The organism is Actinacidiphila yanglinensis, assembly GCF_900107965.1.
GTDB lineage: Bacteria > Actinomycetota > Actinomycetes > Streptomycetales > Streptomycetaceae > Actinacidiphila > Actinacidiphila yanglinensis.
Window position 1 is genome coordinate 13,763 of record NZ_FNVU01000035.1, and the last position, 13,508, is coordinate 27,270.

Here is a 13,508-nt window from a genome sequence, read left to right on the forward strand (position 1 = left end):
CCTTGGAGCGCGGACGAAGGCAAGCGCGGCCGGGGTCGGGGCGCGCGAGGGTGGGACCCGCCGGCGGTGGGGCCGGCGGGGGTCAGGCGGTCGGGCGGTCAGGCGCCGCCCGCCTTGAGGAAGAGGCCACCGTCGATCACCAGGTTCTGCCCGGTGATCCAGCCGGCCTGGTCCGACAGCAGGAAGGCGGCGGCACCGCCGATGTCCTCGGGCACGCCGAGCCGTTGCATGGGGTACCCCGCGGCAGCCTCCGCCTCGCGGCCCTCGTACAGCGCCGCCGCGAACTTCGTCTTCACCACCGCGGGAGCGATCGAGTTGACCCGCACCCCCGGGGCCATCTCGGCTGCGAGCTGCACGGTGAGGTTCACCATGGCCGCCTTGCTCATGCCGTAGGCGGCGATGAACGGCGAGGGGGCCAGCCCGGCGATCGAGGTGATGTTGACGATCGCGCCGCCGTTCTCCTTCTGCCAGGCCCGCCAGGTCTGCTGGGCGAAGCCGAGCGCGGAGACGACGTTGGTCTCGTAGACCTTGCGGGCGACCCCGAGGTCCAGTTCGGTGAGCAGGCTGTAGACCGGGTTGGTGCCCGCGTTGTTGACGAGGTGGTCGACCCGGCCGAACTCCTCCATGGCGCGCGCGACGGCGGCGGCCTGGTGGGCCTCGTCGTGCGCTTTTCCGGCCACGCCGATCACGCGCTCGGCGCCCAGCTTCTCGACCGCCTCCTTGAGCGCGTCCTCGTTGCGCCCGGTGATGCACACGCGGTCGCCGCGGGCGACGAGCGCCTGGGCTATGCCGAATCCGATGCCGCGGCTGGCGCCGGTGACGATCGCGGCGCGGCCGCTCGCCGCAGGGAGCTGAGTCATGTGCTGGTACGCCTTCGCTGCTGGTCGGTGCCGGGGGGGGAGGGACGCGGGCCTGCGGGTCAGTCGAGGGGGCCGCCGGCGATGTACAGCACCTGGCCGGAGACGAATCCGGCCGCCTCACCGGTGAAGAAGGCGATGGCGTTCGCGACGTCCTCCGGGCGGCCCACCCGCTGCACCGGGATCTGCCCGGCGGCCGCGGCCTGGAACTCCTCGAAGCCCATGCCGACCCGGGCGGCGGTCGCGGCGGTCATGTCGGTGACGATGAAGCCGGGGGCGACCGCGTTCGCGGTCACACCGAACTTGCCGAGTTCGATCGCGAGGGTCTTGGTGAAGCCCTGCATGCCCGCCTTGGCGGCGGAGTAGTTGGCCTGGCCGCGGTTGCCCAGCGCGGACGACGAGGACAGGTTCACCACGCGGCCGAACTTCGCGTCCACCATGTGCTTCTGCACCGCACGGGTCATCAGGAACGCGCCGCGCAGGTGCACGTTCAGCACGGTGTCCCAGTCCGCGGCGGACATCTTGAAGAGCAGGTTGTCGCGGAGCACGCCCGCGTTGTTCACCAGGATCGTGGGCGCGCCCAGCTCCTCGGCCACCCGGGCCACGGCCGCGACCACCTGGGCTTCGTCGGAGACGTCCGCACCGACGCCGATCGCCCTGCCGCCCGCACCCGTGATCGACTCCACGGTCTCCTTGCAGGCGGCCTCGTCGAGGTCGATCACGGCGACGGCCCGGCCCTCGGCGGCCAGCCGGACCGCGGTCGCGGCCCCGATTCCGCGGGCGCCACCCGTCACGATCGCCACGCGCTGCTCGGTGGTGGACATCTTCGTCTCCTCAGCCTCAGCCCGGTTGCGCGCCCGCCCCGACATGAGCGACCGCTTAGTAGGTCCCGCCCCGAACCGTAGGAGGGGTGCTGGGCGCTGTCAACCGGACCCCCCGAGGGTGGTGTGTTCTGTCGGTTCCGGGACCTTGTGGTGATGGGGTGGTTGCTCGCGGCGTTCCCCGCGCCCCTGGGTATGTGCGGCTCCTTCCGCGAAAAGAGGGTCACCAACCAAGGGGCGCGGGGAACTGCGCGCGCAACCCCCACCGGCAGGTGGTCCCCCAACCGGCAGGACGGGGCACCCCGGAGGGTCAGGGCAACACCAGAAGCGCAAGCAGGCGATCCGCCTCCTTCGCCGCGTCCTGGGTGAGGCCGGTGTGGATCGGGCCGGGTTGGACGATGGTGCTGCGCGGCGCCGTGAGCCACCTGAACCGGCGCCCGGGATCCTCCCCGGCCGCCTGCCCGGCAGCCGCACCCCCCGCGCAGATCCCCTCGTACCCGCGCAGTGCGGCAGCAACGCCGTCCACGTCGACATCGGGGTCCAGACACCGCAGCCTGGCGACGTCCAGGTGCACCCGCGCGCCGACGTAGGACTGCGCGCGGCAGTACACCAGCACCCCCGCGTTGATCAGTTCCCCCCGTTCGATCCGCGGCATCACCCGCACCAGTGCGTACTCGAAGACGTCCCGCCCGCTCATTCCGCGTTCTTCCCCTCGACCCAGGTGCGCAGCCACTCGGGCGGCGGCTGCTTCGCCTGGGTGCGGCCGGTGGTGATGCGCTCGTGGACGTCGACCGCGCGGGCGCCCAGCAACTCGCGGTAGGCGGCGCGTACGTCGTCGGGGGTGTCGAAGCCGGGCTCGTCCAGCAGCCACTCGTCAGGTACCAGGGCGGTCACCTCGGTGAGCAGCGCCTCGGTCACCCGGGACGCCAACTCGGGAGCGACCGCGGCCGGTTCGGGAGAGAAGCGGGACAGGGCGTGGTCGGTCGCGTCGTACGGCTTCGCGGAGGCGGTCCGCGCCGACTTCCAGTTGTGGTGCCAGATGAGCGAGGCGCCGTGATCGATGAGCCACACGTTCCGGTGCCAGACCAGCATGTTAGGATTCCGCCACGAACGGTCGACGTTGGCGATGAGCGCGTCGAACCAGACGATCCGGCTGGCCTCTTCGGGATCCATGGCGAACACCAGGGGATCGAAGCCGAGGGAGCCGGGCAGGAAGTCCATTCCGAGGTTGAGCCCGCCGCTCGATTTGAGCAGGTCCTGGATCTCCTCGTCGGGCTCGCCCAGTCCGATCACCGGGTCGAAGTCGAAGCGCACCAACTCGGGCACCCGCAGGCCCAGCCGGCGGCCGAGTTCGCCCGCGATCACCTCGGCTACGAGCGCCTTGCGGCCCTGTGCCGCGCCGCTGAACTTGACGACGTAGGTCCCGAGGTCGTCGGCCTCGACCACGCCCGGCACCGAACCGCCCTCACGCAGCGGCGTGACGTAGCGGATGCCGGTCACTTCTCTCAACATCCCCCCAGGCTAACCTCGGGGAGACTCCCCCCATGGACACGATCAACGATCATCGCGACTTCCCCGGCCGGTTCGCCCGCACCCAGCGCTTCTCGCTCGGCGCCCCCAGCGGCTTCACCCTCACCCCCGACGGCTCGTCGGTGCTCTTCCTGCGCACCCGCGGGCCCGAGGACCGCGTCGGCTGCCTGTGGCGGCTGGACGGCGACGGCGAGCACCTGCTCGTCGACCCCACCGAACTCGCGGACGCGGCAGGAGAGGTACCGCAGGCCGAACTGATCCGGCGCGAGCGGGCCCGCGTGCGCACCTCCGGGATCGTCGGGTACGCGACCGACGCCGACGTGCGCCTCGTGGTCTTCGCGCTCGACGGCGCGCTGTGGACGGCCGACCCGAGCGGTGTCCTGCCGCCGCGCCGGCACGCCACCGCCGGGTCCGTGGTGGACCCCCGGCCCGACCCCGCCGGCCGCCGCGTCGCCTACGTCACCGGCGGCGCCCTGCACGTCCTGGACCTGGCCGACGGCACGGACCGCGCCCTGGCCGAGCAGGAGGGCGACGAGGTGACCTACGGGCTCGCCGAGCACGTGGCGGCCGAGTCGATGCATCGGCACCGCGGCTACTGGTGGTCCCCGGACGGCAGCCGGCTGCTGGTCGCCCGGGTGGACAACTCGCCGGTGGCACGCTGGTGGATCTCCGACCCGGTCGACCCCACCCGCCCGCCCCGCGAGGTCGCGTACCCCGCGGCGGGCACGGCGAACGCCGACGTGTCGCTGCACATCCTGACGGCAGATGGCGCCGGCCGCACGCAGGTGGACTGGGACCGTGCCGCCTTCGAGTACGTGACCGCCGCGGCGTGGGACGCGCACGGCCCGCTGCTGAGCGTGCAGAGCCGCGACCAGAAGACGCTGCGGGTACTCGCGGCCGACCCGCGCACGGGGGCGACCGCGCCGCTGCACGAGCAACACGACCCGGCGTGGGTGGAACTGGTGGTCGGCACGCCCGCGCGGACCGCCTCCGGCGCCCTGGTGCACACCTCGGACGAGGGCGAGACCCGGTTCCTGACGGTGGGCGGCGAGCGGGTCACCCCGGAAGGGCTCCAGGTCCTCGAAGTGCTGTCCGTGGACGGCGAGTCGGTGCTGTTCGCGGCGAGCGACGAGCCGACCGAGGAACACCTGTGGGCGTACCACCCGGACGACGGCGCCGCGCGGCTGAGCGAGGGCCCCGGAGTGCACACCGGGCAGCGGGCCGGCGGGGCCCTGCTGCTGTCCTCGCGCACCGACCACGGCCGCGTGACGCGGATACTGCGGCCGGGCGGCGTTCTGGAGGTGCGGTCGCTGGCGGCCGAGCCGCCGGTGCCCCCGCGCGTGACCTGGCTGCGGGCGGGCGAGCACGCCATCCGCACCGCGCTGGTGCTGCCGTCCTGGTACCGGCCCGGCACCGAGCCGCTGCCGGTCCTGCTCGCCCCCTACGGCGGCCCCGCCATGCAGCTGGTGGTGCGGGCGGGCGGCTGGTGGCTGGCCGAGGCGCAGTGGTTCGCCGAGGAGGGCTTCGCGGTCGTGATCGCCGACGGCCGCGGCACCCCGGGGCGCGGCCCGCGCTGGGACAAGAGCATCTACAAGAACACCCTCGACGCACCGGTCGAGGACCAGGTGACCGCCTTGCGGGCAGCCGCCGCGCACTGCCCCGACCTGGACCTGGAGCGGGTGGCGATCCGCGGCTGGAGCTTCGGCGGCAGCCTCGCGACCATGGCGGTGCTGCGCCACCCGGAGGTCTTCCACGCGGCGATCAGCGGGGCCGGGCCGAGCGACCAGCGGCTGTACGACACGCACTGGCGCGAGCGCTTCCTCGGCCACCCGGACGAGGACCCGGACGCCTACGACCGCTGCTCGCCGATCGGGTCGGCGGCCGCGCTGGAGCGGCCGCTGCTGCTGGTGCACGGCATGGCCGACGACAACGTGGTGGTCGCGCACACCCTGCGGATGTCGGCGGCCCTGCTGGCGGCGGGGCGCTTCCACCAGGTGCTTCCGCTGTCCCAGGCCACGCACGCGCCGAGCGACCCGGTGATGGTGGAGGGGCTGCTGCGACACCAGTTGAAATTCCTGCGGGATTCGCTGAACGCCGCGCCGCGTCGGTCCGTATGAACGGGCACGCGTGAGAGCACGCTAACCGGACGGCGAAGGTCCGCCGACCGATCCGACGCACGGACAGGATTCAACCTCATGGCAGAAAGCCCCGGAATCCCCGCATCACCGACCCGTCGAGGCGTCGTCGCCGCGGCAGGCGGTGTCGGGCTCGCCGCTGTTCTGACCGCCTGCGGTTCGGGCTCCTCCTCCGACGACGCCGCCGACGGCTCGACCTCCTCGCAGGACCCGACCACGGGGACGGCGTCGAGCGCGCCGTCCACGGGCACCTCCGCCGCGGCCGGCGGCGGGGGCGGCACCGCGCTCGGCAAGACCTCGGACATCCCGGTCGGCGGCGGCAAGATCTTCGCCGACCAGAAGGTCGTCGTGACCCAGCCGACCAGCGGGCAGTTCAAGGGCTTCTCGGCGGTGTGCACGCACCAGGGCTGCACCGTCGCGAAGGTCTCCGACGGCCTGATCATGTGCCCCTGCCACGGCAGCGAGTACAAGGTGGCCGACGGCAGCGTGGCCAAGGGCCCGGCGACGTCGGCGCTCGCACCCAAGCAGGTCTCCGTGTCGGGCGACGAGATCACGCTCGCCTGACCCCGCACGCCGGTCCGGGTTCGCGGGGCGGGCCCCGAGCCCGGACCGGCCCCTTTCCCCGGCGCGCCCGGACGCCCTCGCGGCCGCGGCCCCGCGGCCACGGGGGGCGCGGGTACGGGGGCGCGCCGGCACCGCGGTTCAGGCGCGCGTCGGTTCAGGCGCGCGTCGGGCACCGTGTCTCCGTCGGGGCTCAGGCGCCGCCCGCGCCGTGGGTCCCGACGGCGCCGCCCGCACCGTGGGCTCGCGCCGACGCCCGCAGCGCGTCGACCGCGACGCGGATGGCCGGGCGGCGGTCGGCGTCCTCCCGCCAGACCGCGTAGACGTGGCGCTGCATGGTGTGGCGGACGGGGATGATCCGCGCTCCGGCCGGCATCGGGTCGCGGCCCAGCCGGGGCATGACGGCGACGCCGAGCCCCGCCGCGACGAGGGCCAGCACGGTGGCGTGCTCCTCGGCGTGGTGGGCCACGCGCGGCTCGATGCCCTTGCCGCGCAGCGTGAACAGCAGCCATTCGTGGCAGAACCCGCCGTCCGGCCAGGCGATCCAGTCGTCGTCGGCGAGCTCGTCCAGCTCGATCTCGGCGCGGTCCTCCAGCGGGTGCCCGAGGGGCAGTGCGACATCCACGATGTCGTCGAAGAGCGGGGCCTTGGCGAGGCCGCCCGGCAGGGACAGCGGCTTGTTGTACCAGTCCAGCACGACCGCGAGGTCGACGTCGCCCCGGGTCAGCCGGGCCAGCGACTCGTGCGGCTCCAACTCGTGGACCACGGTGCGCAGCTGGGGATGCTCGGCGCGCAGCGTGCCGAGCGCGGCGGGGAACAGCCCGCGCACCGCCGTGGGGAACGCCCCGGCGCGCAGCTCGCCGACCGCGGCGCCGCGGTGCGCCTCCAGGTCGGCGTGGGCGAGTTCGACCAGGGACAGTATCCGTTCGGCGTGCCCGGACAGCAGCCGCCCGGCGTCGGTGAGCCGCACCCCCCGACCGTTCCTGCCCAGGAGCGACTGCCCGGTCTCGCGCTCCAGCTTCGCCATCTGCTGCGAGACCGCCGACGTCGTCACGTTGAGGACGTCGGCGGCGGCACTCACCGAGCCGTACGTGTCGATGGCGTGCAGGATGCGGAGGCGTTCGAGGGACAACATGTTAGTGATTCTACGTCGTCTGTGCAGAAAATCTCGCTTGTTCTACGACGTCACAGCGGTCATCGTGGAGCCATGACGACCTCCCCCAGCCGCGCCGCGGCCGCCGCGCCGCCCGCCGAACCGCTCGTTCAGGTGCCCACCCAGGTGTCGACCGCGGCCGTCGGCGCGCGTCCGGCACCGGTCGCCCCCGTCGCACCGGCCGCGGCGCCGCGCGACCGGCTCCGGCGGCTGCTGGACTGGCGGATCCGGTTCGCCGTGCTGGGCGGGGTGTGGGGCTTCAGCTTCCTGTTCATGAAGGTGGGGAACGAAGCGTTCGCCCCGCTGCAGGTCACCCTCGGCCGGATGGTGTTCGGGACCGCGGTCCTGGCCGTCGCGGTCGCGGTGAAGCGGGAGCAGCTGCCGCGCGGCCGCCGCACCTGGCTGCACCTGGCCGTGGCCGCCTTCCTGCTCAACTCCCTGCCGTTCACGCTGTTCGCCACGGCCGAGCAGACCATCCCCTCGATGCTCGCGGGGATATGCAACGCGGCGACCCCGCTGTTCTCGATGCTCGTCTCGCTGGTCGCCCTGTCCGAGGACCGGCCGTCGCGGCAGCGGCTCATCGGGGTCGGGGTCGGCTTCGCCGGGGTGCTCACCGTGCTGGGCGCGTGGCAGGGCTTCTCGGGGCAGGACCCGAAGGGGACCTTGATGGCCCTGGCCGCGGCGATCAGCTACGCGGTGGGCTGGGCGTACGTGCGGCGCACCCTCAGCGGCAGCGGCAGTTCCCACCTGGCGATGTCCGCGAGCCAGTTGATGCTGGGCACCGTGCAACTCCTCGTCGTCACCCCGTTCTTCACCTCGATGCCGTCGTCCTACCCGGCGAAGTCGGTGCTGTCGGTGCTGGCACTGGGCGCGCTCGGCACCGGGATCGCCTTCCTGATCCAGTACGGGCTGGTGGCGGAGAAGGGCCCGACCATCGGCTCGATGGTCACCTACCTGATACCGATCGTCGCCACCGCGGCAGGTGTGCTGCTCCTCGGCGAGTCCCTGAGCTGGAACGAACCGGTGGGCGCCGCGGTGATCCTGGTGGGCGCCGCGCTGACCCAGCGGCGGCCGAAGGGCGCCCGGGCGTAGCGTGTCGGTCGGTGGCAGAGGCGCCGGTCATGGCAGCCGTGCCGCCCGCGCCGACCCATGCCTACCGCAGCGGAGCCGCCCCGTGCAGCCAGTCAGTTACGACGACGTCAAAGCCGCCACCGACCGGGTGGCCGGGCTGGTCCGGCCCGTCACCGTCGTCCCGCCGGCGGGAGGCGCGCAGGACCCGCAGGTCTGGCTGGCGCTCGAATACATGCAGTACACGGGCTCCTTCAAGGCGCGGGGCGCGCAGAACTTCATCACCGCCCACCGTGCGGCGGGCACGCTGCCGGCGGCGGGCGTCTGCATCGCCAGCGGCGGCAACGCCGGGCTGGCCTGCGCGTGGGCGGCCCAGCAGCAGGGGCTGCCCGCCACCGTGTTCCTGCCGCGGACCGCACCGGCGCTGAAGGTGCGGAAGCTGAGCGGTTACGGCGCGCGGCTGCGCCAGGTCGGCACGCAGTACGCGGAGGCGCTGGAGGCGTGCGAGGAGTTCGCCGCCGAGACGGGGGCGCTGGCCGCGCACGCGTACGCCGACCCGTACGTCAGTGCCGGCGCCGGCACCTTGATGGAGGAGATCCACGAGCGGATACCGGACCTGGACACGGTGGTGGTCGCGGTGGGCGGTGGCGGGCTGTTCGCGGGTGTCGCGGCCTCCGCCCGGCACCACGGGGTGCGCACCGTCGCGGTCGAGCCGGAGAACTGCCGGGCGCTCAACGCCGCGTGGGAGGCCGGGCGTCCGGTCGACGTGGGCGTGGACTCCATCGCCGCGGACTCGCTGGGTGCCCGCTGCACCTGGCCGGGCGCGCTGGCCGCGGTGCAGCACGCCAGCGCGGTCTCGGTGCTGGTCGGCGACGAGCAGATCACCGCGGCCCGCCGGCTGCTGTGGGACGAGCGCAGGATCGTGGTGGAGCACGGCGCGTCCACCGCGCTGGCCGCCCTGCTCGGCAACGGTGATGCCGCGCGCGGCTACCGGCCGCGGCCGGGCGAGAAGGTCGCCGTGGTGCTGTGCGGGGCCAACACCGATCCGGGCGACCTGGTGGCACCGGACACGGCGGGCTGACCCGCGCCGCAGGGTCGACCGGGCGGGCGGCTCCGCCCGCTGCCACGCCGGGTCGACCGCGCGGGCGCCTCAGTTATCCAGCCGCCCGGCCGGAACTCAGCCGAAGTGCCCCGGCCCGGTGGAGCGCAGCACCGTGGCGACGGAATCGGCCAGCGGGTCGATGTCGGCGAGGTCGAGCGGGGAGACGGTGACGCGGATGCCGGGTCCGGACCGGAGTCGGAAGCGGGCGCCGGGGGCGACGGCCCAGCCGTGCTGGAGCAGTCCGGCGACCGCACCGGTCTCGTCGCTGACCGGCACCCAGGCGTTGAGCCCGCAGCGGCCGTGGGCGCTGACGCCGCGCTCGGCGAGCGCCCGCAGCAGGGCCTCGCGGCGCATGGCGTAGGAGCGGGCGGTGCGGACCGGGTCCACGGCCTGGGTCTGCCAGAGGTGCACCACCGTCCGCTGCAGCAGGTGGCTGACCCATCCCGCGCCGAGCCGGTGCCGGCCGCGTACCCGGGCGACGGTGACCGGATCACAGGTGTAGACCGCCAGCCGCAGGTCGGGGCCGTACGCCTTGGCCACGGAGCGGACCAGTGCCCAGTGTTCGGTGGCGCCGGACAGGGTGTGCAGGGGGAGGTCGACCAGGTGGTGCAGGTGGTCGTCGTCGATCACCAGGACGTGCGGGTGGGCGGCGAGCAGGCCGCGCAGTTCGGCGGCGCGGGCGGCGGAGAGGGCCGCGCCGGTGGGATTCTGGCCCCGGTCGGTGACGATCAGGGCGCGGATATCGGCGGCCAGGGCGCGCTCGACCTCGGCGGTGACCGGCCCTTCGTCGTCGACGGCGACCGGGACCGCGCGCAGCCCCATCGCCGGCACCAGGTCGATCACGCTGCCCCAGCCGGGGTCCTCCACGGCGACCGCGTCACCGGGGCGCAGGTGGGCGGCGAGGACCCGTTCGATCGCGTCGAGCGAGCCGGACGTGAGGCCGATCGGCCCGTCGGGCACCCCGTCGGCGTCGAGGGCGGCGCGGGCGAGTTCGGCCAGTTCCGGGTCGATGACGGTGCTGCCGTAGAGGCCGGGGGCGAGGGCGTGGTGGGCGGCGGCGTCGGCGAGGGAGGCGGCCAGCGGCGGGAGCAGCGCGAGGTCGGGGTTCCCCGTGGACAGGTCCCGGGTGCCGGAAGGAACCTCGATCCGGATCGCCTCGCGCGGCGCGACGGCAGGGCGGGCGCGGACCCGGCTGCCGCGGCGGCCGGCCGTCTCGATCACCCCGCGATCACGCAGCAGCCGGTAGGCGGAGGCGACCGTGTTGGGGTTCACGTCGAGTTCGCGGGCCAGCTCGCGCAGCGGCGGCAGAGCCGCACCGGGCTTCAACGCGCCTGCCCCGACCGCGCGTTCGATGTCGGCGGCAATAGTCGATGCGCCGCGACCAGTGATTGGGTACTCTCCTAGCACAAACACCATTATGCACTAGTTCAAAGATGAGGATCGCGCCGTGCCCGCCATTCCGCCCGTCTCCGACGTGCCCCCGCCGCATCCGCCCGCCGAGCCCTCCCCGACCGCCGAGCCGTACCCGGTCACCGAGCCGTACCCGGTCACCGAGCGGAACGTCCCGACCCGCTCCGCCGATCGCGCTTCTTACGAGCGGGAGGTCGTGCACGCCATCCTCGACGAGGGCTACATCTGCCATCTCGGCTTCATCCGCGACGGTGCGCCGGTGGTCCTGCCGACGATCTACGCGCGCAGCGGCGAGCGGCTGTACCTGCACGGTTCGACGGGCTCGCGGCCGCTGCGGGGCGCCGGCGCCGATCCGGGACTGCCGGTGTGTCTGACCGTGACCCACGTCGACGGGCTGGTGCTCGCGAAGTCGGTGTTCCACCACTCGCTCAACTACCGCTCGGTGGTGGTGCACGGCACCGCCCACCAGGTGACCGACCCGCAGGAGCGGGCCCGCGCGCTGGACGCGATCGTGGAGCAGGCCGTGCCCGGCCGCTCCGAGGACTCCCGCCGGGCGAACGCGAAGGAACTCGCCGCGACCGCGGTGATCCGGCTCGACCTCGACGAGGTGTCCGCGAAGATCCGCACCGGCGGACCCAACGAGGAGCCGGAGGACCTCGACCTGCCCCACTGGGCCGGCGTGGTCCCGGTCGCGCCCGCGTACGCCGCCCCGGTGCCGGCCGACTACCTCGATCCGTCGATCCCGCTGCCCGGCTACCTCGCCCCCGCCGGGCCGCGCGGCGCCGGCCGGAGCGGGGGTGCCGCGTGCTGATCCACCCCTGGGACGCGGCCACCGACGCCACCGAGTGGCAGGAGTGGCTGGCCGCCCACGACTTCGGCCAGCTCGCGGTGAACGGCCTCGCCGGGGAACCGCCGTTCGTCCAGCCCGCCCACTTCCTCTACGACCCGTCGCACGGCGCGCACGGCGAGGTACTGCTGCACCTGGCCCGGCCCAACCCGCTGTGGCGCGCGCTGGAGGCCGTACCCCAGGTGACCCTCAGCGTCGTGGACGACCACGCCTTCATCCCGGGCCCCTGGCACGCCGCCCCGGGCGACCCGCCCGAGCACGGCACCCCGACCAGCTACTACGCCGCCGTCCAACTCCTCGGCGTCGCCCACGTGCTGGACGATCCCGCGCAGAAGGCCGACCTGCTCCAGCGTCAGCTCGGCCACTTCCAGCCGGACGGCGGCACCGCGCCCGTCGCGCCCGGCCGGGAACCGTTCGGCCGCATGCTCGCGGGCATCCGCGGGGTGCGGATCGAGGTCACCGAGGTGCGGGCCAAGTTCAAGTACGACGGCAACAAGCCCGAGGAGGTGCAGCGTCGCGTCACCGGTCTGCTCGCCGACCGCGCCGCCCCCGGCGACGCGGCCGCGCGAGCCCACCAGCTCCGCCGTCTCTCAGCCGGCTGACGCCGCCGCCCGCCCCGGACCCGCGTGCGACTGCCGCGCCTCCTCCCAGGCCAGGGCGCCCACCGCCGCCAGCAGGACCAGCGTCCCGGCCAGGGTGGCGGCGGTGAGCCGCTCCCCCAGCAGCGTCACCGCGAGTGCCGCCGCCGAGACCGGCTCGATCAGCGCCACCACCGAGACCGTCGCCGCGCGCAGCACGGCCGCGCCCGCGAAGTACAGCGCGTAGGCGAGGGCGGTCGGAACGGAGGCGAGGTAGCCGAGCACCGCCAGCGTCCGGCCCAGGTGCGCGGCGTGCGGCCACAGTCCCTCGGACCACGCGGCCGGCAGCAGCACGACCGCGCAGATCCCGAACGACCACAACGAGGTGGTGAGCGGGTCGCCCGCCGCGCCCCGGCTGCCGTGCCACCTCGTCAGCAGCGTGATCCCGGCGTACCCGGACGCCGACAGCACCGCCAGGACCACCCCGGCCGGCCGTACCTGCGTGCCACCGCCGCCGAGCACGAGCACCGCGAGCCCGGCCAGCGCACCGGCCACCGCCACCACGCCGCCCCGGCCGAGGCGTTCGCCCATCGCCACCCGGGCGACCAGCGCGATCAGCACCGGGCCCGAGCCGAGCGTGACCACGGTGGCCACGGCGAGCCCGGTCGAGCGCACCGCGCAGAAGTACGCGGTCTGGAACAGCGTCAGCCCCGCGCCGGTGACCGCGATCCGTACGATCCGGCGCGAGCGGGCGACCACCGGGGCTGCCGCGGCCGTTGCGCTCGCGCCCAACGGGCCCGCCGCCAACGGCCGGAGGGCGGCCCATGCGGAGGGACGCGGGTTCGGGCGTAGCGCGCGGGCGGCCAGCAACAGGACGAAGCCGCCCGCGGCGCGCCAGAAGGTCAGCGCGAACGGGCCGAGCCCGCTGCCGCGGTAGAGCACCGCGGCGGCGGCGCCGGCCGTCCCCCACGCGGTCGCCGCGAACACCACGAAGACCAGACCCTGCCCGGGCGTGACCCGGGCAGGAGAAAGCTGTGAACGTGACAAGGGAGGTCTCCCGCCAGAAAGGTGAGTGTGGAGAGGAACGTCACCGTCTGCGGGCAGCACACATGGCCGTGGGGCGCCTGTACTGGCGTCCCGACGAACCGTTACCGGATCTGCGCCGCCCGCGCGTCAGGCGGCAGGAGGCGGAAGAACAGTGGAGTGCATGCCCCCACCCTAGCCCCGCACCCGGACAGGTCCGCCGGCTCCCGCTACTGCCCGGGGGCGAGTTGCTCGGCGAGGGCGTCCCTGCGTGCCGGCCCGGCCAGGACGGTCATCGCCGCCTCCTGCCCGCGGTGGAGTGCGTCGACACCCACCCCAAGCGCTCGAAGACGCGTCTGCATCCGCCACCTTGTCCGCCACGGGTGCCACAGTGCCCGGAGCAGAAGCTGGGCGGTCGCATTC

Annotated in this window: 14 protein-coding genes; 6 read left to right on the forward strand and 8 right to left on the reverse strand. The window is 74.1% G+C overall.

Features of this window, described 5'->3' with window-relative positions; genetic code table 11:
- Positions 1-98 precede the first annotated feature (98 nt).
- From C4U44_RS40420 to C4U44_RS40435, 4 genes are all read right to left on the reverse strand, one after another.
- Complete coding sequence (locus C4U44_RS40420; protein ID WP_103891122.1) at positions 99-860, reverse strand: SDR family oxidoreductase; 762 nt, start codon at positions 858-860, stop codon at positions 99-101.
- Between the two features lie 59 nt (positions 861-919).
- Entirely contained in the window at positions 920-1,681 is a 762-nt protein-coding gene (gene fabG, locus C4U44_RS40425) for a 3-oxoacyl-ACP reductase FabG (protein WP_103891123.1), read from the reverse strand.
- Positions 1,682-1,988: 307 nt separating this feature from the next.
- Positions 1,989-2,375, reverse strand: a complete 387-nt coding sequence (locus C4U44_RS40430) for a DUF3037 domain-containing protein (protein ID WP_103891124.1) — start codon at positions 2,373-2,375, stop codon at positions 1,989-1,991.
- On the reverse strand, positions 2,372-3,190 hold the full coding sequence (locus C4U44_RS40435) for a HipA family kinase (RefSeq protein WP_103891125.1): 819 nt from the start codon (positions 3,188-3,190) through the stop codon (positions 2,372-2,374). Before C4U44_RS40435 ends, C4U44_RS40430 begins: the two co-directional genes overlap by 4 nt.
- 32 nt (positions 3,191-3,222) lie before the next feature.
- On the opposite strand from C4U44_RS40435, the gene C4U44_RS40440 reads away from it, so the two are divergent.
- Positions 3,223-5,325: a S9 family peptidase gene (locus C4U44_RS40440; RefSeq protein WP_103891126.1), complete on the forward strand. Its 2,103-nt coding sequence runs from the start codon at positions 3,223-3,225 to the stop codon at positions 5,323-5,325.
- Positions 5,326-5,403: 78 nt separating this feature from the next.
- A complete protein-coding gene (locus C4U44_RS40445) occupies positions 5,404-5,907 on the forward strand; it encodes a Rieske (2Fe-2S) protein (RefSeq protein ID WP_103891127.1) in 504 nt (167 codons plus the stop codon).
- 190 nt (positions 5,908-6,097) lie between these two features.
- Here the strand turns inward: C4U44_RS40445 and C4U44_RS40450 are convergent, their stop codons facing one another.
- On the reverse strand, positions 6,098-7,039 hold the full coding sequence (locus C4U44_RS40450) for a LysR family transcriptional regulator (RefSeq protein WP_103891128.1): 942 nt from the start codon (positions 7,037-7,039) through the stop codon (positions 6,098-6,100).
- Between the two features lie 72 nt (positions 7,040-7,111).
- On the opposite strand from C4U44_RS40450, the gene C4U44_RS40455 reads away from it, so the two are divergent.
- Both C4U44_RS40455 and C4U44_RS40460 read left to right on the forward strand, forming a co-directional pair.
- Positions 7,112-8,149, forward strand: coding sequence for a DMT family transporter (locus C4U44_RS40455; RefSeq protein ID WP_103891129.1), 1,038 nt, complete (start codon positions 7,112-7,114; stop codon positions 8,147-8,149).
- An 82-nt stretch (positions 8,150-8,231) separates the two neighbouring features.
- On the forward strand, positions 8,232-9,206 hold the full coding sequence (locus C4U44_RS40460; RefSeq protein ID WP_103891130.1) for a serine/threonine dehydratase: 975 nt from the start codon (positions 8,232-8,234) through the stop codon (positions 9,204-9,206).
- A 96-nt stretch (positions 9,207-9,302) separates the two neighbouring features.
- Here the strand turns inward: C4U44_RS40460 and C4U44_RS40465 are convergent, their stop codons facing one another.
- Positions 9,303-10,634, reverse strand: coding sequence for an aminotransferase class I/II-fold pyridoxal phosphate-dependent enzyme (locus tag C4U44_RS40465; RefSeq protein WP_103891131.1), 1,332 nt, complete (start codon positions 10,632-10,634; stop codon positions 9,303-9,305).
- Positions 10,635-10,701: 67 nt separating this feature from the next.
- Between C4U44_RS40465 and C4U44_RS40470 the strand changes: the two genes are divergently transcribed.
- Both C4U44_RS40470 and C4U44_RS40475 read left to right on the forward strand, forming a co-directional pair.
- Positions 10,702-11,448: a pyridoxamine 5'-phosphate oxidase family protein gene (locus tag C4U44_RS40470; protein WP_103891157.1), complete on the forward strand. Its 747-nt coding sequence runs from the start codon at positions 10,702-10,704 to the stop codon at positions 11,446-11,448.
- Positions 11,442-12,086 (forward strand): FMN-binding negative transcriptional regulator, encoded by a 645-nt coding sequence (locus C4U44_RS40475; protein ID WP_103891132.1) that lies wholly within the window; start codon positions 11,442-11,444, stop codon positions 12,084-12,086. The genes C4U44_RS40470 and C4U44_RS40475 overlap by 7 nt, the downstream gene beginning before the upstream one ends.
- Here the strand turns inward: C4U44_RS40475 and C4U44_RS40480 are convergent.
- Together C4U44_RS40480 and C4U44_RS43400 are read right to left on the reverse strand one after the other, a co-directional pair.
- Entirely contained in the window at positions 12,075-13,109 is a 1,035-nt protein-coding gene (locus C4U44_RS40480; RefSeq protein ID WP_103891133.1) for a DMT family transporter, read from the reverse strand. The two genes, C4U44_RS40475 and C4U44_RS40480, sit on opposite strands and share 12 nt — an antisense overlap.
- A gap of 206 nt (positions 13,110-13,315) precedes the next feature.
- Positions 13,316-13,447, reverse strand: a complete 132-nt coding sequence (locus C4U44_RS43400; protein WP_265737368.1) for a hypothetical protein — start codon at positions 13,445-13,447, stop codon at positions 13,316-13,318.
- Positions 13,448-13,508 lie beyond the last annotated feature (61 nt).

What these genes read in the sequence shown, in the direction of transcription:
- C4U44_RS40435 (WP_103891125.1), bottom strand. Translation starts at nt 3,190, where the DNA reads ATGTTGAGAGAAGTGACCGGCATCCGCTACGTCACGCCGCTGCGTGAG.
- C4U44_RS40450 (WP_103891128.1), bottom strand. Translation starts at nt 7,039, where the DNA reads ATGTTGTCCCTCGAACGCCTCCGCATCCTGCACGCCATCGACACGTAC.
- C4U44_RS40420 (WP_103891122.1), bottom strand. Translation starts at nt 860, where the DNA reads ATGACTCAGCTCCCTGCGGCGAGCGGCCGCGCCGCGATCGTCACCGGC.
- C4U44_RS40455 (WP_103891129.1), top strand. Translation starts at nt 7,112, where the DNA reads ATGACGACCTCCCCCAGCCGCGCCGCGGCCGCCGCGCCGCCCGCCGAA.
- C4U44_RS43400 (WP_265737368.1), bottom strand. Translation starts at nt 13,447, where the DNA reads ATGCAGACGCGTCTTCGAGCGCTTGGGGTGGGTGTCGACGCACTCCAC.
- fabG (WP_103891123.1), bottom strand. Translation starts at nt 1,681, where the DNA reads ATGTCCACCACCGAGCAGCGCGTGGCGATCGTGACGGGTGGCGCCCGC.
- C4U44_RS40430 (WP_103891124.1), bottom strand. Translation starts at nt 2,375, where the DNA reads ATGAGCGGGCGGGACGTCTTCGAGTACGCACTGGTGCGGGTGATGCCG.
- C4U44_RS40440 (WP_103891126.1), top strand. Translation starts at nt 3,223, where the DNA reads ATGGACACGATCAACGATCATCGCGACTTCCCCGGCCGGTTCGCCCGC.
- C4U44_RS40445 (WP_103891127.1), top strand. Translation starts at nt 5,404, where the DNA reads ATGGCAGAAAGCCCCGGAATCCCCGCATCACCGACCCGTCGAGGCGTC.